20 protein-coding genes, 1 pseudogene and 1 riboswitch are annotated in these 23,153 nt (G+C 66.0%); of the genes and pseudogenes, 10 read left to right on the forward strand and 11 right to left on the reverse strand.

Annotation, left to right across the window (positions count from 1 at the left end; translation table 11 throughout):
* Positions 1 to 38: 38 nt before the first annotated feature.
* From TVNIR_RS20990 to TVNIR_RS20335, 3 genes are all read right to left on the reverse strand, one after another.
* Entirely contained in the window at positions 39 to 161 is a 123-nt protein-coding gene (locus tag TVNIR_RS20990; protein ID WP_015257191.1) for an NAD-dependent epimerase/dehydratase family protein, read from the reverse strand.
* A gap of 168 nt (positions 162 to 329) precedes the next feature.
* On the reverse strand, positions 330 to 2,510 hold the full coding sequence (locus tag TVNIR_RS01510; RefSeq protein WP_335338109.1) for an IS66 family transposase: 2,181 nt from the start codon (positions 2,508 to 2,510) through the stop codon (positions 330 to 332).
* On the reverse strand, positions 2,507 to 2,965 hold the full coding sequence (locus TVNIR_RS20335; protein WP_237251846.1) for a hypothetical protein: 459 nt from the start codon (positions 2,963 to 2,965) through the stop codon (positions 2,507 to 2,509). The genes TVNIR_RS01510 and TVNIR_RS20335 overlap by 4 nt, the downstream gene beginning before the upstream one ends.
* A gap of 838 nt (positions 2,966 to 3,803) precedes the next feature.
* Here TVNIR_RS20335 and TVNIR_RS01520 point away from each other — a divergent pair.
* The 3 genes from TVNIR_RS01520 (at position 3,804) to TVNIR_RS01530 (ending at position 6,719) form a co-directional block, all read left to right on the forward strand.
* A complete protein-coding gene (locus TVNIR_RS01520) occupies positions 3,804 to 4,181 on the forward strand; it encodes an encapsulin-associated ferritin-like protein (RefSeq protein ID WP_015257193.1) in 378 nt (125 codons plus the stop codon).
* 2 nt (positions 4,182 to 4,183) lie between these two features.
* A complete protein-coding gene (locus TVNIR_RS01525) occupies positions 4,184 to 4,990 on the forward strand; it encodes a family 1 encapsulin nanocompartment shell protein (protein ID WP_015257194.1) in 807 nt (268 codons plus the stop codon).
* Positions 4,991 to 5,249: 259 nt separating this feature from the next.
* The gene (locus tag TVNIR_RS01530; RefSeq protein WP_257720623.1) at positions 5,250 to 6,719 is read left to right on the forward strand and encodes a mercuric reductase; all 1,470 of its coding nucleotides are present in this window, start codon (positions 5,250 to 5,252) and stop codon (positions 6,717 to 6,719) included.
* On the opposite strand, the pseudogene TVNIR_RS19510 reads toward TVNIR_RS01530, so the two are convergent.
* Positions 6,692 to 7,030 (reverse strand): annotated as a pseudogene (locus TVNIR_RS19510) (transposase zinc-binding domain-containing protein); the annotation flags it as partial. The gene TVNIR_RS01530 and the pseudogene TVNIR_RS19510 overlap by 28 nt on opposite strands.
* A 49-nt stretch (positions 7,031 to 7,079) precedes the next feature.
* Between TVNIR_RS19510 and TVNIR_RS19515 the strand changes: the two are divergent.
* Positions 7,080 to 7,280, forward strand: coding sequence for a hypothetical protein (locus TVNIR_RS19515; protein ID WP_015257196.1), 201 nt, complete (start codon positions 7,080 to 7,082; stop codon positions 7,278 to 7,280).
* 219 nt (positions 7,281 to 7,499) lie between these two features.
* Here TVNIR_RS19515 and TVNIR_RS19960 read toward each other — a convergent pair whose 3' ends face one another.
* The 5 genes from TVNIR_RS19960 to metK form a co-directional block, all read right to left on the reverse strand.
* Positions 7,500 to 7,781: a hypothetical protein gene (locus TVNIR_RS19960; RefSeq protein WP_043739046.1), complete on the reverse strand. Its 282-nt coding sequence runs from the start codon at positions 7,779 to 7,781 to the stop codon at positions 7,500 to 7,502.
* Between the two features lie 492 nt (positions 7,782 to 8,273).
* The gene (locus tag TVNIR_RS01550) at positions 8,274 to 9,020 is read right to left on the reverse strand and encodes a 16S rRNA (uracil(1498)-N(3))-methyltransferase (protein ID WP_015257199.1); all 747 of its coding nucleotides are present in this window, start codon (positions 9,018 to 9,020) and stop codon (positions 8,274 to 8,276) included.
* A 10-nt stretch (positions 9,021 to 9,030) separates the two neighbouring features.
* Complete coding sequence (gene metF / locus TVNIR_RS01555) at positions 9,031 to 9,900, reverse strand: methylenetetrahydrofolate reductase [NAD(P)H] (protein WP_015257200.1); 870 nt, start codon at positions 9,898 to 9,900, stop codon at positions 9,031 to 9,033.
* Positions 9,901 to 10,338: 438 nt separating this feature from the next.
* Positions 10,339 to 11,757, reverse strand: a complete 1,419-nt coding sequence (gene ahcY / locus TVNIR_RS01560) for an adenosylhomocysteinase (RefSeq protein WP_015257201.1) — start codon at positions 11,755 to 11,757, stop codon at positions 10,339 to 10,341.
* Positions 11,758 to 11,776: 19 nt separating this feature from the next.
* Positions 11,777 to 11,855: riboswitch (S-adenosyl-L-homocysteine riboswitch) on the reverse strand.
* Positions 11,856 to 11,874: 19 nt separating this feature from the next.
* Entirely contained in the window at positions 11,875 to 13,050 is a 1,176-nt protein-coding gene (metK, locus tag TVNIR_RS01565) for a methionine adenosyltransferase (RefSeq protein ID WP_015257202.1), read from the reverse strand.
* Positions 13,051 to 13,381: 331 nt separating this feature from the next.
* Between metK and tkt the strand changes: the two genes are divergently transcribed.
* The 6 genes from tkt to TVNIR_RS01595 all read left to right on the forward strand — a co-directional run bounded on the left by tkt (position 13,382) and on the right by TVNIR_RS01595 (position 21,353).
* The gene (tkt, locus tag TVNIR_RS01570) at positions 13,382 to 15,379 is read left to right on the forward strand and encodes a transketolase (RefSeq protein WP_043739048.1); all 1,998 of its coding nucleotides are present in this window, start codon (positions 13,382 to 13,384) and stop codon (positions 15,377 to 15,379) included.
* A gap of 30 nt (positions 15,380 to 15,409) precedes the next feature.
* Positions 15,410 to 16,408, forward strand: a complete 999-nt coding sequence (gap, locus tag TVNIR_RS01575) for a type I glyceraldehyde-3-phosphate dehydrogenase (RefSeq protein WP_015257204.1) — start codon at positions 15,410 to 15,412, stop codon at positions 16,406 to 16,408.
* Between the two features lie 138 nt (positions 16,409 to 16,546).
* On the forward strand, positions 16,547 to 17,725 hold the full coding sequence (locus TVNIR_RS01580; RefSeq protein WP_015257205.1) for a phosphoglycerate kinase: 1,179 nt from the start codon (positions 16,547 to 16,549) through the stop codon (positions 17,723 to 17,725).
* 35 nt (positions 17,726 to 17,760) lie between these two features.
* Positions 17,761 to 19,200, forward strand: coding sequence for a pyruvate kinase (gene pyk / locus TVNIR_RS01585; RefSeq protein ID WP_015257206.1), 1,440 nt, complete (start codon positions 17,761 to 17,763; stop codon positions 19,198 to 19,200).
* Between the two features lie 62 nt (positions 19,201 to 19,262).
* Positions 19,263 to 20,327, forward strand: coding sequence for a class II fructose-bisphosphate aldolase (gene fba, locus TVNIR_RS01590; RefSeq protein WP_015257207.1), 1,065 nt, complete (start codon positions 19,263 to 19,265; stop codon positions 20,325 to 20,327).
* 210 nt (positions 20,328 to 20,537) lie between these two features.
* The gene (locus TVNIR_RS01595; RefSeq protein WP_015257208.1) at positions 20,538 to 21,353 is read left to right on the forward strand and encodes a lipid-binding SYLF domain-containing protein; all 816 of its coding nucleotides are present in this window, start codon (positions 20,538 to 20,540) and stop codon (positions 21,351 to 21,353) included.
* On the opposite strand, the gene bioD is transcribed toward TVNIR_RS01595, so the two are convergent.
* Positions 21,281 to 22,015 (reverse strand): dethiobiotin synthase, encoded by a 735-nt coding sequence (bioD, locus tag TVNIR_RS01600; protein ID WP_043739050.1) that lies wholly within the window; start codon positions 22,013 to 22,015, stop codon positions 21,281 to 21,283. The genes TVNIR_RS01595 and bioD overlap by 73 nt on opposite strands.
* Positions 22,012 to 22,911 (reverse strand): phosphoribosylaminoimidazolesuccinocarboxamide synthase, encoded by a 900-nt coding sequence (locus TVNIR_RS01605; RefSeq protein WP_043739052.1) that lies wholly within the window; start codon positions 22,909 to 22,911, stop codon positions 22,012 to 22,014. The genes bioD and TVNIR_RS01605 overlap by 4 nt, the downstream gene beginning before the upstream one ends.
* Between the last annotated feature and the right edge of the window lie 242 nt (positions 22,912 to 23,153).

A 23,153-nucleotide genomic window follows, 5' to 3' on the forward strand; every position in this document is an offset into this window, starting at 1 on the left:
TAGCGCCAGAAACGGGCCGTGTTCAGTGCGTCAGATAGTCAGGCGAATTCGGCATGGCGTGCCACGAGCCGGACCTTCACTCCGTCGGCCAGCAACCGCGAGGCCAGCGCCCGTCCGACAAGGCCGGTGCCACCAAGCAGCGTCACGCGCCGAATGTTCACGGTGCGCTCACCCGGTCACGCTGTTCGACGCCAATCGAGGATCGTCAACCCTCCGCCTATCGTGAGACGTTGCCGGCCGTGACCTCAAGCGCCGGAACCAGCGATGAGAAAACATGATGTCACGCGGCGATCTGCTGCTCGAACCAGTCCTTGATGCCGCCCTCATAGTCATGGACATTGGTGAAACCAGCTTCTTCGGGCTTCCTGGCTGCCGTCGGTGAGTATGACTTTAGCTGCCTGAAACGATCGGCGCAGGGGGAGGCGGTGTGTGTCAGGCGGCTTCGGCTGCGGGTGCCGGGCAGATAAACGCGAGGGGCTCGCCGACGATGGCTGCTTCGGTGAGCGTGCGCAGGAAGGCGAGCGGCTCGTGTCCGCGGAGTTCCGCCGTGCGGAACAGGGACAGCAGCAGTGCGTGAGTTTCGGCCCCGCTTCGGAGCGGTTCTGCTGGCAGACCTTGCGGGTCAGCACGGGCGTGCGCATCTCTTGCTCGCCGCGGAAGTTGGCCAGGCGTTTGATCAGGCGCGTGGCATCGGCATCCGCGAACCGGGTGGCGATCAGGTCGTTGAGGCGTTGGTGCAGGCGTCGTTTGCGGCGTTGGTAGACGCTCGGTTCCAGTTCGGGGCGGCGCAGCTTCAGCCGGATCGCATCCTGGAACAGGCGTTGGATGCGGCGTCGGGCGTCGCGCCAGGGGATCGAGGTATTGCGTTGATCGACCCGGCGCAGTTCGGCGAACAAGTGGAACAGGCAGCGTTGTTTGGCCCAGGTCTCGACCGCGTTGTAGGCGGCGTAGAAGTCACAGACCAGCAAACCGTCGAAGATTTCGCCCAGAACGGCCAAGACCACCGCGGCATTGCGCCGGCGTTCGATCCGGAAATAGGCCAGGTCTTCGGTGCAGAAGGCCCAGAGCCAGTGGGTGGTGCCGTTGACCCGCCAGCCGGTTTCGTCGGCGTGCAGAACACCGGCCTGGCGGATCGCCTGTTCCAGCTGCACCCCATAAGGCGCCAGTGTCTGGCCGAGCCGGATCCAGGACTGGGTGAGTCCGCCGGCACTGACGCGCAGCCCGAACAGCTGCTGGAGAATGGTGACCAAGTTGCCCACGCTGATGCCGAGACGGTAATGCAGCCAGGCGCTGTAGATGATGACATTCAGGCCGAGCGTCGCGCGCGGCAGCGCCGCAGTGACCGTGGGCGTGACGATCTTGCGGCAGTGACCACACCAGTGGCCGTGGACGGTGTGCGCATGGGTGTTGACGGTTCCCGGTTCCAGATCCTCGATGAGACGGGTATGGGAACGGATGGGGGTGCCGACGGGGTGGCCGCAGTCGGGACAGGTCTCGAGCCGGTGTTCCACCGGCGCGTCGATGGTCTGCGGTACCGGCCGGCAAGCCCCGGGATGGCCCGCCTTGCGCCCGGGCTTGCGTCGGCGCCGTGGCGCCGCCGGCTTCTTGAAGGGTGCGACCGTCGCCGAGGGTTGCAGTGGGTCCGCGGCGGGGGCCGACTGTCGGTCCCACTGCTCGGCCTTGTGCGCGAGTTCGAGGATCTTGGCCACGGCCACCTCGCGCGGCCCGTCGAGCAGCGCACAGGCCTCCTCGCGGGTCATGGTTCCAGCAGCGCCGGCCGCCAGCGGCGCGTCAGCGGCCGCACCCAGACGTCCTTGGACACGGCATGTGCCCGGTAGGCATTGCCGCGCTTGGCATGGCCCCGGGTCTGGCCCAGGCACTGCCAGTTGGCCGCCCGATAGCAGGTGCCGGCAAAGCGCGCCGGATCGACGAAGGTCTCCGCCAGCACGATGCGTTGCCCACCCGGGCCTGCCACGCGGCGGCAAGCCCGCGCAGCGACTGCCCCAGCACCTTCGAGGCCAGATGGCTCTACACGGCACCCACGGCAGGATCAGAAAGCGGACGTTGTTCACCACCCCGACCAGACGCTGGCGCCGCAGCTCGGGCGTCCAGCCGATCCAGCGGTCCCGACAATCGACCTTCCAGGCGGCACTGGCCCAACCCAGGCAGGCCACCACCTGCCCGTCGAGCCACACCAATTGCTTGAGGTACGCGCCCACTAGCTTGGGACGCCCCAGGTAATGGTGGTGATGGACCAGATAATCCCAGAGGTAGCGCTCGGGCCCCTCGGCCGCGCGGATCTCGAGCGCCCCATAGGTATCCACCCGCCCGGCCAGCGGCCGCTCCTCGAACAGCGGCCGTTGCCGATAATCCGGGACCGCGTGATTGTTCTTCTCCCGCAATCGCGGCGGCAACTGAATGTGCCCGGCCTCTTCCAGGCGCAGCAGCAGATCCCGCGCGGCGTACTCCTTGAGCGCCCCGTTCGCCTGCCGCCCAGTCCCACCCCTCACACAGTCGTCGGGCGATCGCGCTGCGACCGCGGGCCGCTCCCTGTGCCGTGGCCGCCTGCGCGATCTGCGCGCGAATCGTCGCGAGATCCTCGGCACGCACATCGCGGCCTCGGTAACGCAGCAGCACCCTGTCGCTCTGTCCCATGGGCACCACACGCTACCAGCAGATGCGCCGTGACGCCAGCCCCCTGTGCCACTTTTTTCAGGCAGCTAAAGTGATACGTCGGTGAGGCATCGCACTCGAAACTGGCACAGTCAACCACGATCGTGCGCTTCTTCCCACTGGCCACGACTTCAACGTGACCGGCAAGATCATCGTTTGCCACCGGAATGCTGATCGAGGTACGGGTGTGCTGCTTGTTGAAGTTTTCGCATGGCAGCACATTGACGAGAATGAAGTCCGCATGTTCGACGTCGTTCATTCGCCTGAGTGTGTCGCGATCGATGCGTTTCATGAGTGGTGAACTCCTGCATGCGGACGAGGTGAGCACTGCCCGAACGCGCGGGATAAACGCGTTCTGCGCGCTTTCCGTGACTGCAATGGTTGCAGGCGGCGGGCGCTTTGCGAAGACAGGGCCATGTTGCACCGTTGTCCTTGACAATCCGATCGTCGGCCTGTGTGGTCACTCCCGCGCCAGATTTCGCGCTCGCCGACATCTCCGACCAGACCCCCCCCTTTGTTGCACTGCTGGCTTTACTACCTGCGACGAGCTTCAGCGTGAAAGTTCCGGTCACTCCCTTCGAAGCGAACGGCCTATTTCAAGTGCGGCGGAGGCCCCATCCAGTCTCACAGGTCAGGCCTTTGAAGTGGTTCAATAGTCGCGGGCACTCTGTCAAGCCTCGTAGGCTGGAGATCGGAGGTGTTCATGAGCAGAGCCAACACGACCTCGGTGTACGGCGGAGTCCAAGACGAAGCCGGCGGGCCTCGCCATTGATAATGCGAAAGCCCCTCTCCCGCTTGCCGGAGAGGGCGGGGGAGGGCCGGGTTCGGCGCCGCATCCCCGGCCCAACCGCAACCAATTCCCCGCGAGCGGGGGAGGAAGCGGTTCATCGTGCGGCGTGGCAGATCACGCCATGATCGTTAGCCAGATGCTTGGCAAGGGGATTGCCGAGGGGCGGTTGACCGCAATCATGCGTATTGACGCGCGCCGATACGTGGCGGCAGGATTGGGTCCAGACGCTCATAATTTTGCCGTTCTTCGGACCGGGGTTGCACTGCATGCCTCTCGCTGTTGGCTATGCGTGCAAAGCCTGAAGTCCCCGGGGAACCCAGAACTCAGCAAGGCATGTCCCATGACCAGCGAGACCCTCCATGAGGAGCAATCCACACTCGACACGGAAACCATCGACCGGCACCGCGCGATTACCTCGTTGATGGAGGAACTGGAGGCGGTCGACTGGTATGACCAGCGCATCGATGCGGCCACCGATGGAAGCCTGCGGGCGATTCTCATCCACAACCGCGATGAGGAAAAGGAACACGCCGCCATGCTGCTGGAATGGCTGCGGCGCAAGGATCCGAAGTTCGATGAGTACTTTCGGCGCTATCTGTTCAGCGCAGCCGACGTCACGGAGATCGAGGATGTACAGGAAAGCGATGAACCCTTGCCTGGCGATGCCGACCACACAGACGGCTCGCTCGGCATCGGCAGCCTTCGGGAGGAAAACTGACCATGGATGACCTGAAGCGCGACCTCGCCCCCTTGTCCGAGCGGGCCTGGACGGAGATCGAAACGGAAGCCAAGCGGACCCTCAAGCGCACCCTTGCCGCGCGCAAGCTGGTCGATTTCACGGGGCCCCTCGGCTGGTCGGTCTCCTCGATCGGGCTAGGACGACAGGAGGCCGTGTCCGCGGCGGCACAACCGGGTGTCAGGGCCGCCCTGCGCACGGTCCAGCCTCTTGTCGAACTCGTCGCCCCATTCGTTCTGGACCGCCGGGAGATGGAGAATATCGATCGCGGCGCCAGGGACCCGGACCTGCAGTCGTTAAGGAGCGCGGCGCGGGCGATTGGCATGGTGGAGGACCGAGCGGTGTTTCACGGTTATGCAGCGAGCCGGATTGAAGGGATCACCGAGGCTGCAGCCAGCACGACATTGCCCCTCACCACCGACTATGTCCAGTATCCCGAGGTGGTCGCCAAAGCGCTGGACCGGTTGCGCAGCGCCGGAATCGATGGCCCCTACGCCATCGCGCTCGGACCCCAGTGCTTCACCGGTCTCACGACCACCACCACTATGGCGGGTTATCCGGTGTTCGAACATGTGCGCCGGCTGCTGGACGGCCCCCTCGTCTGGGCCCCGGCCGTCGAGGGAGCGGTCGTCGTGAGCCTTCGAGGCGGCGACTTCGAGCTCAGCGTCGGCCGTGATTTCTCGGTTGGCTACAGCAACCATACCGATACCGCGGTGCACCTTTACCTGCAGGAGAGCTTTACCTTTCGGGTATTGGCGCCCGAGGCGGCCGTTCCGCTCGCCTACAGCTGAGGGCGGCGCGCCCCGGACGCATCTCCGGAATGGTGATGGAATCGATCCATCCCCCGGCGAATGTACGGTTCCGGCGTTGGCTCAGGTCCATCGGCTCGCGATCGGGACTCCCGGTGCCTGTGCCCCAAGGGCATCCACTCGAGCGCGCACCGGACCACCCGCGATCCGGTTGAGCCACCAAAGGGGTGACGGAAATGAAGGCCTATGATCTGATCCTCATCGGAACCGGCCAGGCCACGGGGGTATCCTCGGGACGCTACTGGACCACGGCATGAACATCGCGGTCATCGAGAGTGAACGGGTGGGTGGATCGTGCGTGAACTGGGGCTGCACGCCGACAAAGACATTGATCGCCAGTGCCCGTGCGGCACACATGGCGCATCGGGGCGACGATTTCGGGATACGGATTCCGGACTTCTCGATTCGGTTCGACACGGTCATGGACCGGGTCAACGGCATTCGCATGCCCTCCAGCGAGCAACTTGAATCCTGGCTCGAAAAGGTTGCCGGCTTCTATCCTGGGGCAGCGAGCTTCGTCGACGCTCATACGGTGGCGGTCGATGGCACCGCAATCCATGGCGAGGTCATTGTCATCCATACGGGCACGCGCTCACGCACGCCGCCGATTCCCGGCATCGAAACCGTGCCATGGCTGGACAACCGCGGCATTCTGGGCCTAACCGAGGTCCCCGAGCACCTCCTGGTGTTCGGCGCCTCGTACATTGGTCTCGAATTCGCGCAGGCATACCGCCGGCTCGGCAGCCAGGTCAGTGTGTTCGACAACCGTGAGCGCATTGCCAGCCATGAGGACCCCGACGTCAGCGCGATCGCCCTGGAGATATTGCTGGCGGAAGGCATCGAATTCTACCTGGGTGCGGAAGCCACGCGCCTGGCGCCGGGAAACCACTTCCCGGACGGCGCCGCCCTGACCTGCCGCCAAGCCGACGTCGAAAGGACCGTCGAGGGGGCGCATCTGCTGATCGCGGTCGGCCGCGTACCTAATACCGACCGGTTGAACCTCGATGCCGCCGGGATCGCGGTGGACGAGCAGGGATTCATCCCCCTGGATGATGTGGGGCGCACTTCGATCCCTCACATCTACGCACTGGGCGACGTCAACGGCCGTGGTGCCTTCACCCATACCTCAGTCCATGACGGTCAGGTGTTTCTGGATCACCTGACAGGAGGACAACGGAAGATCAGCGACCGGACACCGATTTACTCGATGTTCATCGACCCACCATTGGCCCGGGTGGGTCTGTCGGAGACCGAGGCACGCCAAGGTGGAAAGGCGGTCCTCATGGCAACGATGCCCATGAGCAAGGTCAATCGTGCCCGGGAAAAGGACGAGACGGCCGGTCTGATCAAAATCCTGGTGGACGAAGAAAGTGATCGGATTCTCGGAGCCACCGTCTTCGGCGTGGGTGGTGACGAGGTCATCGGCATGCTGGCTCTCGCAATCCACGCAAAGCTGCCCTACCGCGTACTGCAGGAGACCCTGCTGCCGCATCCAACGGTCTCCGAGATGATTCCATGGGTTTTCCCCCAATTTGAAACGCCTCGAGTAGCTCCTGCTCCTGTTCCTAGGAGCAACGCGCGCCAGCACCCGGAACGGTTCCGTCAGCGTGGCTCCTGCTCCCAGGAAATCCAACCGCCTACACCGAACTATTCCCTGTGCGGGGGTACTGTCAAGTCTTGGCCCAAGCCGCTTCGGAACAGCGACGGCTGATCGGGCTGCTGAAATAGGCCGGTCGGCAGGTGTTGCTCGACCGCATCCAAAAAAAAGCGCAACGCACTGTTGAGGACTTCGCAGTTGTGCTGGAGGTGATAGCGTAGCCGCTTGGGTACGGACAGGACCCACTGGCGCACCGGCACACGGGGCAGGACATGATCGGCCAGACGCGCCGCGGTCTCGGCCATGCGCCGCGTGTTGCACGCCGGGTAGACACCCCGGCCATTGCAGGAGAAAGCGATCAGAAACTCATGGCCGCAGTCGCCACAGCGGGCGCGGGCAAATCCGTGGGTCATGCTGCCGGCCTCGCATCTACGAGGCGTTTCCCCCTGACCTGCTCCCAATGCGGGGGCCGAGATGCGGATCATCGCCGTCATCACCGAGGCGCTGGGCGTTCGGGCCATCCTGCCGCGCATCGCCCAGGCGCGGGGTCGGCCGGAGTGGTACGAAGGCGCTACGGTGAATGCCATCGACGCCGAAGCATGCCCTGCCGGCGATCCCTGCACCCAGCCCGCGCCGGAGTACGAGTACGGGTACGATCAAACGGTGTTCTGGTAAAGCGGCCCACCGACAGGCTGCTGGCTCGCCTTTGTTGCTTTCCGGACACGCTCCCACTGCCGACTGGAAAATTCGGCTCCAACAACCTCCCGCAGGCCGATTTCGGGCAACCGGGTGGCCACCGCTGCGCAGAATGGGCGGTCGCGGGGGCTTGAAAGTCCCCTTGGGCGCCCGAATATTGCGCAGCAGACCATTGGATTTCCTATCCTTCCTTGTCCTTTAGTGGGTTTGGGTCTCGTTTTCCAGCGCGCGCATGGTGATTTCCCGATGGAGGTTGGTCACCTTGGTACAGAGCATGCTCAGATCCGGGTGGGCTTCACACAGGTATCTGATCTGCATTGTGTCGTGAAGGCTTGCCTGCAGATAACGGATATCGTCCGGGTCCATCAGCCCGCCCCGATTCAGGCGTTCCCTGATGGCGAAAAGTTTGGGAAGGCGGTGGTTGTTCAGCTGGCGCAACACCGCAGATACGAGGCAAGCCTCCTTTTCCGCTTCGGTCATGGCGCATCCTCCGCACCGATGAAACTTCCAGGCATTTCTCTAGAGCATCCCGTCCGTGCCTGCAACGTCCGATTTTTTCGAACGCTGCGTCCGGCAGGTTCCAGAATTCGGGAGATCCACGATCCTCAACGCAGGGATTCTCTAGGAAACCATCAGTTGCCGGTAGATCCTGGGCAGGCCGCCGTACGATCGGGAAGCCGTCGTGGCCGTCCATCCCCACTGCGCTGATTTCCTCGGCGGCCAATCCAGGCGGACGCCTTGCTCTCTCTGCGCCGCGCTGGCGAATACGGCGGCGAGGGCGACCAACACACTCAAGAACAACGATCGCATGTCGGTCTCCTTGGAGTCCGTAGCACGCGGTGTGTGTCAGCATAGATGGACGGTGGCCGCATACTGAATCGTGAGGGATTCTTGATACCTCCCGTGCGGCAACTGCCAGAGCCGACTTGAGACCCGGACGGTGGGTGGCGGCGGTGCTCGGCCCTTTCCGGTCTACCGGAGGTCGCCGTAGAGGAGTTGCAGTGTGGTCAGCGCCGCGATGGCGGCGGTCTCGGTGCGCAGGATCCGGGGTCCGAGCCGCAGCCCGCGGAACCCGGCATGCCGGCCTTGGGCGCGTTCCTCGGAGGTCAGGCCGCCCTCGGGGCCCACCAGGAGCGTAACCGGTCCGGCGCTCGCGTCGGCCTCCTGACAGCGCCAGACGCCGGCGGGGACGCCTTCCGGGTCGGCCAGCACGCGCAGGCCTTCGCGCGGCAGGTCCGCCAACGCCTGCGCGAAGTCTCTGGGCGGGTCGAGCCGCGGCAGCTCGTTGCGGCCGCACTGCTCGGCCGCGGCGCGCAGCACGCCGTGCCAGTGTGCCCCCTTGCGCTCCAGGCCCCGGTGTGCGGCGGCCGAGCGGCTGCGGGCGCTGAGCACTGGCCAGATCTCGCCGACGCCAAGTTCCACCGCCTTCTGGATCGCGAGGTCCATGTGGTCGCCTCGGGCGATGCCCTGAAGCAGCCGCAGCGGCAGTTCCGGAGTGGTCGGGGCGGCGGCGACCGCCCCTATTTCCACGGCCCCACCGCGCCGCCCGGACAGGATCAGGCGGGCATGGTGCTCTGAACCTCGACCGTCGAAGACCTGGCAGGGGGCGCCGTCGCGCAGGCGCAGCACCGAGACCGCGTGGCGCAGCAGATCGGGGGGCAGTTCGACCCGGCGGCCGGGAGCCAGGTTCGCGTCGAGCAGCAGCCGGGGGCAGCGCATCGCGTCGGGCTCAGCGCGGCTGGGCCAGGCCCAGGTTGTTCCAGATCGCCTCGGAGGGGCCGGCCTGGTTCATCGAGTAGAAATGCAGCCCCGGCGCTCCGTCGTCGAGCAGGCGCTGGCACAGCCGGGTCACGACCTCGATGCCGAACACCCGGATCGAGGCGCTGTCATCGCCGTAGGCTTCCAGCCGCTTGCGGATATAGCGCGGGATCTCCGCGCCGCAGGCGTCCGAGAAACGCGCGAGCTGGGTGTAATTGGTGATCGGCATGATGCCGGGTACGATCGGGATGTCCATGCCCATTGCGCGCACGCGGTCGACAAAGGCCACGTAGGCATCGGGATTGTAGAAATACTGCGTGATGGCTGCATCGGCGCCCGCTGCGACCTTCTTGCGGAAGTGCTCCAGATCCTTCTCGGCGTTCGTGGCCTCGGGATGGAACTCGGGATAGGCGGCAACCTCGATCGTGAAGTGATCGCCGAACTGCTCGCGGATGAACGCCACCAGTTCCGCTGCGTAGCGGAATTCGCCGAGGCCGCCGCCGACCCCGGTGCCCGAAGGCAGATCCCCGCGCAGTGCGACCAAGCGCCGCACGCCGTGGTCGCGATAGGTCGTCAGCAGATCCAGCAGCTGCGCCCTGGACGACGAGATGCAGGAGATGTGCGGGGCCGCAGCGACCGCGCCCTCGCTCTGGATCTCGAGCACCGTTTCCAACGTGCGGTCACGGGTGGAGCCGCCGGCGCCGAAGGTGACCGAGAAATACGCGGGATCCAGGGCGGTGAGGCGGGCTCGCGCCCGGCGCAGCCGTTCCGTTCCCTCGGGGTTCTTGGGTGGGAAGAACTCGAAACTGAACGCAGGTCGGGTATTCGGGGTGTGATTCATGGGTGTGTCCTCGCGGGATGTTCCCGTGTTGTGCGGGTGAAAGGCAGTGCGCTGCCCCTCCCCAACGCCTCCCCCGTGAACGGGGGAGGGGCTTTGCTCCCCTCTCCCGCTTGCGGGAGAGGGGCCGGGGGTGAGGGTGAGTGCACCGCGGCCGGGCTGTGCTCTGCCCCCTCCCCAACCCCTCCCCCGTGGACGGGGGAGGGGCTTTGCGCCCGTCTCCCGCTTGCGGAAGAGGAGCCGGGGGTGAGGGTGAGTGCACTGCGGTGGGCCGTGCACTTACCCCCTCCCCAACCCCTCCGCCGTGAACGGGGGAGGGGCTTTCTCCCTTCTCCCGCTTCCGGGAGAGGGGCAGGGGATGAGGGTGAGTGCACCGTGGCCGGGTGGTGCCCGGCCGTTTCCAGCCCCCGCCCCGTGGGAGGGGCAGGGGACGGGCCTCGCTCAGTAGCGGTAGTGCTCGGGCTTGAACGGGCCTTCGACCGGGAGACCCAGATACTGGGCCTGGTCGTCGGTCAGCTGCGTCAGCTGGGCGCCCAGCTTCTTCAAGTGCAGGGCCGCGACCTTCTCATCGAGATGCTTGGGCAGGACGTAGACCTTGTTCTCGTAACGGTCGCCGTGGGCGAACAGCTCGATCTGGGCCATGGTCTGGTTGGTGAACGAGTTCGACATCACGAAGCTCGGGTGCCCGGTGCCGCAGCCCAGGTTCACCAGCCGGCCCTCGGCGAGCATGATGATCCGCTTGCCGTCCGGGAAGATCACGTGATCGACCTGCGGCTTGATGTTTTCCCACTGGTACTTGCGCAGGCCGGCGACGTCGATCTCGGAGTCGAAGTGGCCGATGTTGCAGACGATCGCCTGATCCTTCATACGCGCCATGTGGTCACGGGTGATCACGTCCTTGTTGCCGGTGGCGGTCACGAAGATGTCGGCCTTGTCGGCAGCTTCTTCCATGGTCACCACGCGGTAGCCTTCCATCGACGCCTGGAGCGCGCAGATCGGGTCGATCTCGGTGATCCAGACGGTCGCGCCCAGCCCGCGCAGCGACTGCGCGCTGCCCTTGCCGACGTCACCGTAGCCGCAGACCACCGCGATCTTGCCGGCGATCATCACGTCGGTCGCGCGCTTGATCGCGTCGACCAGCGACTCGCGGCAGCCGTAGAGGTTGTCGAACTTGGACTTGGTGACCGAGTCGTTCACGTTGATCGCGGGGAAGGCCAGCTCGCCGTCCTTCTGCATCTGGTAGAGGCGGTGCACGCCGGTGGTGGTTTCCTCGGTCACGCCGCGGATGTTCTTCTTGATGTTGGAGTACCAGTTCGGCGAGGTCTCCAGGCGCTTGCGGATCGCGGCGAACAGCGCGCGTTCCTCGTCGTTGGTCGGGTTGTCGAGGACCGACGGATCGCTCTCGGCGCGCGTGCCGAGCATGATCAGCAGCGTCGCGTCGCCGCCGTCGTCGAGGATCATGTTCGGGGTGCCGCCGTCATGCCATTCGAAGATGCGGTGCGCGTAGTCCCAGTACTCTTCCAGGGTCTCGCCCTTGAACGCGAAGACCGGGGTGCCGTTCGCGGCAATCGCGGCTGCAGCATGGTCCTGCGTCGAGTAGATGTTGCAGGACGCCCAGCGCACCTCCGCGCCCAGCGCCTCCAGCGTCTGGATCAGCACCGCGGTCTGGATGGTCATGTGCAGGGAACCGGCGATGCGCGCCCCCTTCAGCGGCTGGTCCTTGGCGAACTCGTCGCGAGTCTGCATCAGACCGGGCATCTCGGTCTCCGCGATCGCGATCTCCTTGCGGCCGAAGTCGGCCTGGTTGATGTCCTTGACGATGTAGTCGGTGTTGTCGGTCGGGTTCATCACAGCATTCATGGTGTACGGACTCCGTGAGTCTGGATGAGCGCCGTTGCATGGTTGAAAAGACCCCCGGCTGAGCCTGACGGATGTCCGCTGCAGCGCTCCTCAGCCGGGGTGATCCGGTGCCGGGCGCTATGCGAGCCCGGCTGCGGCGCGGAGTTCTTCCGCGCGGTCGGTGCGTTCCCAGGGCAGGTCGACGTCATCGCGTCCGAAGTGCCCGTAGGCCGCGGTCTGCCGATACAGTGGCCGCAGCAGATCCAGTGCCTGGATCAATCCCCAGGGCCGCAGATCGAAATGTTCACGCACCAGCGCGACGATCCGGTCGTCGTCGACTCGGCCGGTGCCGAAGGTGTCGACGCTGATCGAGGTCGGTCGGGCCACCCCGATCGCGTAGGACACCTGGATCTCGCACTTGTCGGCCAGCCCGGCCGCGACGATGTTCTTCGCCACGTACCGGCCGGCATAGGCGGCGGAGCGATCGACCTTCGACGGGTCCTTCCCGGAGAAGGCACCGCCGCCGTGGCGGGCCATGCCGCCGTAGGTGTCCACGATGATCTTGCGGCCGGTCAGGCCGCAGTCACCGACCGGCCCCCCGATCACGAACTGCCCTGTCGGGTTGATGTGGATCTGGTCGCGCGCGCAGTGCTCCAGCCACTGTGCGGGCAGCACCGGGCGCAGGATCTCTTCCATCACCGCCTCGTGCAGATCCTTCTGGGTGATCTCCGGTCGGTGCTGAGTGGACAGCACGACTGCATCGATACCCGCAGGCCGCCCACCAGTATAACGCAAAGTGACCTGACTTTTCGCGTCGGGGCGCAGCCAGGCCAGCGTTCCGTTCTTGCGTAGCTTCGCCTGGCGTCGCACCAGCTGGTGTGCGTAATAGATCGGTGCCGGCATCAGCGTCTCGGTCTCCCGGGTCGCGTAGCCGAACATCAGCCCCTGGTCGCCCGCGCCCTGGTTCGCGCGGTCGGAGACGTCCCGGTCGACGCCCATCGAGATGTCCGCGGACTGCTGACCGAGCGCATTGAGCACCGCGCAGGTATGGCCGTCGAACCCGACTTCCGAGTTATCGTAGCCGATCGCGCAGACGGTCTCGCGCACGATCTTCTCGTAGTCGAGCGTCGCGCGTGTCGTGATTTCCCCGGCCAGCAGCACCATGCCGGTCTTCACCAGCGTCTCGCAGGCGATGCGGGCGTGCGGATCCTGGGCGACGATGGCATCGACGATCGCGTCCGAGATCTGGTCGGCCATCTTGTCGGGATGGCCTTCAGAGACCGATTCCGATGTGAAAAGGAAGCTGCTGGGCATGCGATCGGATCCTCGGGGCTGTGGGCGAGAGCGGGGTGGCCGCGAGAGTCTAACGCCTCGGAAACGTCATTTCTAAGGCAGCCGCCGAAACCGCCGGGATATCTCCGATGGGCAGGTGGCCCGTGCCCGGCGGGCTTCGGACTTGCCCCGGGCCAGGAAAGCGGACAAAATGCAGCGCCTTTAATCCGGGGCTGCACCCGGCGAAGACGCGCCGGCCGACCTGCTTATTGCGCCGCCAGAAGAATAACGAACAACAACGCGGCCGGCGCCTGCGCATGGTCGGGCATCCAGTCCTGACCCGATTCAAGAATACATCAGCCAGGAGATCCGCATGCCTTCCCGCAGAGAGCTTGCCAACGCCATACGCGCCCTATCCATGGACGCGGTCCAGAAAGCCAACTCCGGTCATCCCGGTGCGCCGATGGGCATGGCGGACATCGCCGAGGTGCTCTGGAACGACTACCTGAAGCACAATCCGGCGAATCCGGGCTGGCTCGACCGGGACCGCTTCGTGATGTCGAACGGCCACGGTTCGATGCTGGTCTACTCGCTGCTGCACCTGACCGGCTACGACCTGCCGATGTCCGAGCTGCAGCAGTTCCGCCAACTGCATTCGAAGACCCCGGGCCATCCCGAGTACGGCTATACCGCCGGCGTCGAAACCACCACCGGCCCGCTGGGACAGGGCCTGACCAACGCGGTCGGCATGGCGCTGGCCGAGCGTGCGCTGGCGGCGCACTTCAACCGCGATGGCCATGACATCGTCGACCACCACACCTATGTCTTCCTGGGCGACGGCTGCCTGATGGAGGGCATCTCGCACGAGGCCTGCGCGCTCGCCGGCACGCTGGGGCTGGGCAAGCTGATCGCGTTCTACGACGACAACGGCATCTCCATCGACGGCGAGGTCGATGGCTGGTTCACCGATGACACCCCGAAGCGCTTCGAGGCCTACGGCTGGCATGTGGCGCGTGACGTCGACGGCCACAGCGCCGACGCGGTCAAGGCCGCGATCGAGCAGGCCCGGGCCGAGACCGGCAAGCCGACGCTGATCTGCTGCAAGACCGTCATCGGCTTTGGTTCGCCGAACAAGCAGGGCAAGGAGGAGTGCCACGGCGCGCCGCTGGGCAGCGACGAGATCGAGCTCGCGCGCAAGGAACTCGGCTGGCACCACGCCCCGTTCGAGATCCCGGCCGAGATCCAGGCCGCCTGGAACGCCAGGGAACAGGGCGCGAAGGCCGAGGCCGGGTGGGGCGAGCGATTCGAAGCCTACCGTGCCGCCCACCCGGACCTGGCGGTCGAACTCGAGCGCCGCATGCGCGGCGAACTGCCGGCAGACTGGGCCGGCAGCGCCGCCGCCTTCGTGCAGCAGACGGTCGAGAAGGCCGAGAAGGTCGCGAGCCGCAAGGCCTCCCAGAACGCGATCGCCGGTTATGCCCCGGCGCTTCCGGAACTACTCGGCGGTTCGGCCGATCTGGCTGGCTCCAACCTGACGCTGCATCCCGGTTCCAAGGGGATCAGCCGCGAGGATCCGGCAGGCAATTACGTGTTCTACGGCGTGCGCGAGTTCGGCATGGCCGCGATCATGAACGGCATCGCGCTCCACGGCGGGTTCATTCCCTACGGCGGCACCTTCCTGATCTTCTCCGACTATGCCCGCAATGGCATCCGGATGTCGGCGCTGATGAAGCAGCGGGTTCTGTACGTGCTGACGCACGATTCCATCGGCCTGGGCGAGGACGGCCCGACCCACCAGCCGGTCGAGCAGACCCCCAGCCTGCGTCTGATCCCGAACCTGAACGTCTGGCGCCCCTGCGACGCGGTCGAGACCGCGGTGGCCTGGAAGTCCGGGATCGAGCGCAATGACGGTCCGTCGGCGTTCATCCTGTCGCGGCAGGGTCTTGCGCCCCAACAGCGCGACGGCGAGCAGGTCGCCGCGATCGCCCGCGGCGGTTACGTGCTGCGGGATTGCGAAGGGACCCCCGAACTGATCCTGATTGCCACCGGGTCCGAGGTGGCCATCGCCGCCGCGGCTGCGGAGAAGCTCGCGGGCGAGGGTCGCCGGGTACGCCTGGTCTCGATGCCGTGCGTGGAACTGTTCGAGCAGCAGGATCCCGCCTACCGCGAGGCGGTACTGCCGGCCGAGGTGCGCGCCCGCGTTGCAGTCGAGGCCGGTGCGACCGTCGGCTGGTACAAGTTCGTCGGCCTCGATGGCGCGGTGATCGGGCTGGATCGCTTCGGCGAATCCGCTCCCGGCGATGCGCTGATGGAATACTTCGGCTTCACTGCCGACAATGTCGCCCAGGTGGCCCGCGACATCCTGAACTGAAGCACTGAACCCCCCAGAGGAGTACGACCCATGGCTATCAAAGTCGGTATCAACGGATTTGGCCGCATCGGCCGCATGGCCTTCCGCGCCATCGCACAGGAGTTCCCGGACCTCGAAGTCGTCGCGATCAACGACCTGCTCGATCCGGAGTACCTGGCGTACATGCTGCGCTACGACTCGGTGCATGGCCGATTCGATGGTGAGGTCTCGGTCGACGGCAGCAGCATGATCGTCAACGGCAGGAAGATTCGCCTGACCGCCGAGCGCGACCCCGCGAACCTGAAATGGAACGAGGTCGGCGCCGAGGTGGTGATCGAGTCCACCGGCTTCTTCCTGACCGAGGAAACCTGCCAGAAGCACATCGACGCGGGTGCGAAGAAGGTCGTCCAGAGCGCGCCCTCCAAGGACGCGACCCCGATGTTCGTCTACGGCGTGAACCACCAGGACTATGCCGGCCAGGCGATCCTGTCGGCCGCGTCCTGCACCACCAACGCGCTGGCCCCGGTGGCCAAGGTGCTGCACGACAACTACGGCATCAAGCGCGGCCTGATGAGCACCGTGCACGCGGCGACCGCGACGCAGAAGACCGTCGATGGCCCGTCCCAGAAGGACTGGCGCGGCGGCCGCGGCATTCTGGAGAACATCATCCCGTCGTCCACCGGCGCGGCGAAGGCGGTCGGCAAGGTGCTGCCGTCGCTCAACGGCAAGCTGACCGGCATGGCGTTCCGCGTGCCGACCTCCGACGTCTCCGTGGTCGACCTGACCGTAGAACTGGACAAGGGCGCGAGCTACGACGACATCTGCAAGGCGATGAAGGCCGCGTCCGAAGGCGAACTGAAGGGCGTGCTCGGCTACACCGACGAGAAGGTCGTGTCCACCGATTTCCGCGGCGTGAACACCCCGTCGATCTTCGACGCCGAGGCCGGCATCCAGCTCGACGATACCTTCGTGAAGGTTGTCGCCTGGTACGACAACGAGTACGGCTATACCTGTAACATGCTGCGCGTGGTGCAGCACGTGGGCCGATAGGTCCGATCGGCACCGTCCGGGCACGGGCGACCATGGTCGCCCGTGCCCGGCGCGGAAGCCGGAGAGGCGTTCGGCAAGTGCACGGACATTTGCCCAACACCTTTCATTTCGCCCGAGCTTTGACTGAGGAGTGCTGCCATGTCTGTCCTGAAGATGACCGATCTCGACCTCAAGGGTAAGCGCGTATTGATCCGGCAGGATCTCAACGTGCCGGTCAAGGACGGCAAGGTCACTTCCGATGCCCGGATCCGTGCCAGCCTTCCGACCGTACAGCAGGCCCTCGAGGCGGGCGCCCGGGTGATGCTGATGTCGCACCTTGGCCGTCCCACCGAGGGTGAATTCTCCGAGGCCGACTCTCTGGCGCCGGTGGCGACGCACATGGGCGGCCTGCTCGAGCGCGACGTGCGCCTGGTGCGCGACTATCTGGGCGGGGTCGAACTCGCCGATGGCGAGGTCGTGCTGCTCGAGAACGTGCGCTTCAATAAGGGCGAAAAGAAGGACGTCGAAGAGTTGGCGAAGAACTACGCTGCGCTCTGCGACGTGTTCGTGATGGACGCCTTCGGCACCGCGCACCGTGCCCAGGCCTCGACCCACGGGGTCGCGAAGTTCGCGCCGCAGGCGTGTGCCGGCCCGCTGCTGGCGGCGGAACTCGACGCGCTGGGCACGGCGCTGGACAACCCGCAACGGCCGCTGGTCGCGATCGTCGGCGGCTCCAAGGTCTCGACCAAGCTGACCGTGCTCGAATCGCTGTCGAAGGTCGTCGACCAGTTGATCGTCGGCGGCGGTATCGCCAACACGTTCATCGCCGCTCAGGGACACCCGGTCGGGCAGTCGCTGTGCGAGCATGACCTGATCGATGAGGCGAGGCGGCTGATGGAGGCGGCGGAGGCGAAGGGCAGTACAATTCCGGTGCCGACCGACGTGACCGTCGGCCAGGAGTTTTCGGAATCGACGCCGGCGGTCGTCAAGAGCGTCGCTGACGTGAGCGACGGCGACATGATCTTCGATGTCGGTCCCGAGACGGCTTCCACCTACGCTGCGCTGTTGCACAAGGCCGGTACGATCGTCTGGAACGGCCCGGTGGGCGTGTTCGAGTTCGACCAGTTCGCGGCCGGAACCAAGGCGCTCGGCGAGGCAATCGCCGAGAGTGACGCGTTCTCGATCGCCGGTGGCGGCGATACGCTCGCCGCGATCGACAAATACGGGCTGGCCGAGCGGATCAGCTACATTTCCACTGGTGGCGGTGCGTTCCTCGAATTTCTCGAGGGCAAGACCCTTCCGGCCGTCGCGATGCTTGAACAACGCGCCAAGAATTGAAGGATTCCATCGCCGTGGTACAGGAGCCTCCCCGGATGCGCCGAACCAAGATCGTGGCCACGCTGGGGCCCGCGACCGACAGCGGACACGCGCTGGAGGATCTGGTCCGGGCCGGGGTCGATGTCGTCCGGGTGAATTTCTCCCATGGCGATCCCGACAGCCATCGTACCCGGGTGCGCCGGATCCGCGAGGCCGCCGATCGCGTCGGGCGCTGCGTAGGCGTCCTCGGCGACCTGCAGGGGCCGAAGATCCGTATCGCCCGCTTTCGCGGCGGCGAGGTGGAACTCGCCGAGGGCGACGCGTTCGCGCTCGATGCGAGCCTCTCGGGCGATGCCGGCGACCGCACTCAGGTGGGCCTGACCTACCCGGACCTCCCCAAGGACGTCCGGGCCGGCGACGTGCTGCTGCTCGACGACGGCCGCCTCGTGCTGAATGTCGATTCGGTCAGCGGGCCGCGGATCGAGACGACCGTGGTGGTTGGGGGTACGCTGTCCAACAACAAGGGCATCAACCGCCAGGGTGGCGGCCTGTCCGCGCCCGCGATTACCGAGAAGGACCGCGAGGACATCCGGCTCGCGGCCGAGCTCGAGGTCGATTTCCTTGCGGTGTCGTTCCCGCGCTCGGCCGACGATGTTCATCTCGCCCGGTCGCTGCTGCGCGACGCGGGCGGCGATGCTTCGGTCTGCTCGAAAATCGAGCGGGCCGAGGCGCTCGATGCGCTTGACGAGATCATCTCCGCATCCGACGTGATCATGATCGCCCGCGGTGATCTGGGGGTAGAGATCGGCGACGCCGAATTGCCCGCGGTACAGAAAAACCTGATCAGCCGCGCACGCAAGCTGAACCGGGTGGTGATCACCGCGACCCAGATGATGGAGTCGATGATCCAGAGTCCGATACCGACTCGTGCCGAGGTCTTCGACGTGGCCAATGCGGTGCTCGACGGGACCGACGCGGTGATGCTCTCGGGCGAGACCGCCACCGGCCGCTACCCGGACAAGGTCGTCGCCAGCATGGGCCGTATCTGCGCAGCGGCCGAGCGCCAGCGTGCGGCGCGCCGGTCCACGCACCGGATGGACAGCTACTTCGGCCGGGTCGATGAGGCGATCGCGATGGCCACGATGTACACAGCGAATCACTTTGATGTCGCCGCGATCGCGGCATTGACGGAGTCCGGGGCTACACCGCTGTGGATGTCGCGGATCAGTTCGGGCATCCCGATCTTCGCGCTGACCCAGCACCACAAGACCAGCCGCCGCCTGACCCTGTACCGGGGCGTATACCCGGTGCAGCTCGATGCGATCCCGGAGACCCACGAAGAAACCAACCGCGAGGCGATCCGGTTGCTGCTCGAAGAAGGGGTCGTCAAGGATGGCGAACTGGTCATCATCACCAAGGGTGATCTGAACGGCGTGCCGGGCGGCACCAACGCGATGAAAATCGTGCGCGTAGGCGAGACCGTCGCCGTTCCCTGATACCATTTGCGCCACCGTTGCGCTGACCCATCCCCACCCGAATCCTGTAAGGAGGAGCACACATGGCACTGATTTCCCTTCGCCAGCTGCTGGATCATGCCGCCGAGCACGGTTATGGCATGCCAGCCTACAATGCGAACAACATGGAGCAGGTCCATTCGATCATGGAAGCGGCGGCCGCCGTCGATTCGCCGGTGATCATTCAGGCCTCCGCCGGTGCCCGCAAGTATGCCGGCGAGCCCTTCCTGCGCCATATCATCCTGGCTGCGGTAGAGCAGTATCCGGACATCCCGGTCTGCCTGCACCAGGACCACGGCGCCGAGCCGGCGGTCTGTTTCCGCTCGATCCAGTCCGGGTTCACGTCGGTGATGATGGACGGCTCGCTGATGCCGGACATGAAGACCCCGGCGACCTACGAGTACAACGTGGACGTGACCCGGAAGGTGTCCGAACTCGCGCACGCAGTGGGGGTGTCCGTCGAGGGCGAACTCGGTTGCCTCGGTTCGCTCGAGACCGGTATGGCCGGCGAGGAAGACGGCTCCGGCGCCGAGGGTGTGCTGTCGCACGACCAGCTGCTGACCGACCCGGACGAGGCCGCTGACTTCGTGAAGAAGACCGCTGTCGACGCGCTCGCGATCGCGATCGGTACCTCGCACGGCGCGTACAAGTTCACGCGTCCGCCGACCGGCGACATCCTGGCGATCCAGCGCATCAAGGAAATCCACGCGCGCATCCCGGACACCCACCTGGTGATGCACGGCTCTTCGTCGGTGCCGCAGGACTGGCTCGAGATCATCAACAGCTTCGGCGGCGACATGGGCCAGACCTACGGCGTGCCGGTCGAGGAGATCCAGGAAGGCATCAAGCACGGCGTGCGCAAGGTCAATATCGATACCGACCTGCGCATGGCCTCCACCGGAGCGATCCGCAAGTTCCTCGCGGAAAATCCGAAGGAGTTCGATCCGCGCAAGTTCCTGATCGCTTCTACCAAGGCGATGAAGGGAATCTGCCAGGCTCGCTACGAGGCCTTCGGTTGCGCCGGCATGGCGTCCAAGATCAAGCCGGTCAATCTCGATACCATGGTCGCCCGTTACAAGAGCGGTGAACTGGATCCGAAGATCAACTGATCGATCAGCCGGGATCCGGGGTGTCCGCAACTCCTGCGGCGCCCCGGATTCGTGCGCGAGGGGGGCTTCGGCCCCCCTTTTTTGTGACGATGCCAGCCACGCTGCCGCGGCGTCGCGGTCTGATAGGCTTGTCCCGGTACGAGTTCATCCGCTGTTCAGCGCGGCTGCGCGATTCTGCGGCCTGCGCGCAGCGCTACGAGGAGATTCCCGATGAAAGTCCTGACCGTTGTTCTGATGCTATTTGTCTGGACCTGGGCTGCGACGGCCCAGGCGCAGCTCACGCGCGAGGTCGACCCGCAGCAGGTCATCGATGACGCACGCGAAACGTTGCACGGCATCACTGCGAACCCCGACTACGAGGCGCTGGTCGCCGATCTGGAGGTCGCCCGGGGCGTGCTGATCTTTCCGCGGGTTATCCGGGGTGGCTTCTTCGTCGGGGGCTCCGGCGGGCTCGGCGTGTTTCTGGCCTGGGACGACGATCGCGGCGACTACAGCCCGGCAGCCTTCTACTCGCTCGGCGCGGTCAGCCTGGGTCTGCAGTTCGGGGGCGAGGTAGCCGAGGTCGTGATGGTGGCCAAGACCCAGCGCGCGGTCGATTCCCTGTTCGCATCGGCGTTCCGGCTGGGAGGGGATGCCTCGGTCGCCGCGGGGCCGGTCGGAGCCGGGCGCCGTGTCACCGTGACCGCGGATTTCATCTCCTATGCCCGGTCCCAGGGCGCGTTCATGGGCATGAGCCTCGAGGGCTCGATGCTGCGCATCCGGGACGATTTCAATGAGTCGTATTATGGCGAGCGCCTGCGTCCGGTGCAGATCATCGAGGGACGCAAGGTCGACGCGCCGGGAACGCAGGCGCTGCGGCAGGATCTGCTCGGTTTCCGTCGGGCCGGCAGTGCAGCGCCGCAGCCGCATCCCGCACCGGCAGACGAACCGGCCGCCGCCACTCCGGCTGTGCCTCAGGAGCCGGCTCCGGTCGAGCCGGGGTCGGGTGGCCTGACGATCGAAGAACTCCAGGTCGAGAGGCTCTGATCCACCTGCGCCGGGGATGCGCCCTCGGCGAACGTGAATACTGGGGCGTCGGTCCGGCGGGCCAGCGCCGCGCGGTTGTCCATCGCGGGATGGGCATCGGCGCGGCGCCGGTTGAGTACCACCGCGGCGAGTCGCAGGCCGCGCCGGTCTAGTGCCTCCAGCGTCAGCAGGCACGTGTTCAGGGTGCCCAGCCGGTCCTCTGCGACCAGGACGACCGGATCGTCCAGCGCCTCGGCCAGGTCCGCGTTCAGCCCGTTCTCGCAAAGAGGCGAGTACAGCCCGCCGGCACCCTCGGTGATGCGCCAGGTTCCCGCGGGCCGGGCGCAGGCCGCGATCAGCTCGTCCAGGTACAGTGGCCGGCCCGCCAGCCGTGCTGCCAGATCCGGTGCCAGTGGCTCGACGAGGCGAAACCGGGTGACTTCGGCCAGGCGACCGGAAGGGAAGCCGGCGGCCGCGGTGAGCAGTGCCCCGTCGGCAGGGTGAGGTTCGCCGCCGTGCAGCACACAGCCCGACTCGACCGGTTTGCGCGGTGCGACCTCGATCCCCAGCGCACGCCAGTTGCGCGCCAGCGAACAGGCGATGAAGGTCTTGCCGACGCCGGTGTCGGTCCCGGTGACGAATACGCCTCCGGCGTGGGAACGCGCGGCGTGGGCGAGGTTCACGCCGGCTCGGCGGTCAGCCGGCGCAGTGCCTCCCGGTAGCGCTCGGCGGTGCGGGCGACGATCTCGTCGGGAATCGACGGTCCGGGGGGTGTCTTGTCCCAGGCGAGCCCCTCCAGGTAGTCGCGCACGAACTGCTTGTCGAAGGATTCGGGGCTGATCCCGGGGCGGTAGCGTTCCTCCGGCCAGAAGCGCGACGAGTCCGGGGTCAGCACTTCGTCGATGAGGTGCAGGCGGCCGTCCGTGTCGAGCCCGAATTCAAACTTGGTGTCGGCGATCAGGATGCCCCGGCGCCTGGCATGCTCCCGGGCCATTGCATAGATCTCCAGGGAGCTCTTGCGCAGCTGTTGCGCAAGTTCGGCGCCGATCAGGCCGACCACGTCGTCGAACGCGATATTGGCGTCATGCTCCCCGAGCGCCGCCTTGGTGCTGGGGGTGAAGATCGCCTCGGGCAGACGCGCCGCCAGTTCGAGCCCTTCGGGCAGGTCGATTCCGCAGACCTTGCCGCTGGCCCGGTAATCCTTCCACCCCGAGCCGATCAGGTATCCGCGCACCACCGCCTCGACCGGCAGCGCGCGCAGGCGGCGCACGACCAGGCTGCGGCCCTCCAGCGGCGCGCGTACCGCGGGGTCGGCGACGACGTCGGCCAGTGCGATGTCGGTGAGCTGGTTCGGGATGCCCAGCGCGGCCTCCACTTTGCGCATCCAGAACACGGTGATCGCGGTCAGGATCCTGCCCTTGTCCGGGATCGGGGTGGGTAGTACCACGTCGAACGCAGACAGGCGGTCGCTGGTGACCATCAGCAGGTGATCGTCGCCCACCGCATAGAGGTCGCGGACCTTGCCGCGATGGATCAGGGGCAGGTCCGGGATGTGGCTCTCGAGCAAGGCTTCTCGCATCCGCCCAGTTTAGCCCGAAGCCGGCGCCGGGGGCATCCCGCAGTGGCTCGGCTGCGCAGCGGACGAGACCGGCGTCGTGCCCGCGGGACGCAACGGATCCGGCACTGCCGGTCCGACGCCAGCAGCACCGCTGCCGTTTCCTGCTGGCGCCAGGGCTGCCACATTCCCCGGCGTGAGCGCTCGCCGCCGGAATGCGTGTGCGGGTGGTTCTTGCCCGTACCGGCTGCCGGGGCTATCTTTGC

Source organism: Thioalkalivibrio nitratireducens DSM 14787 (genome assembly GCF_000321415.2).
Taxonomy (GTDB): Bacteria; Pseudomonadota; Gammaproteobacteria; order Ectothiorhodospirales; family Ectothiorhodospiraceae; genus Thioalkalivibrio; species Thioalkalivibrio nitratireducens.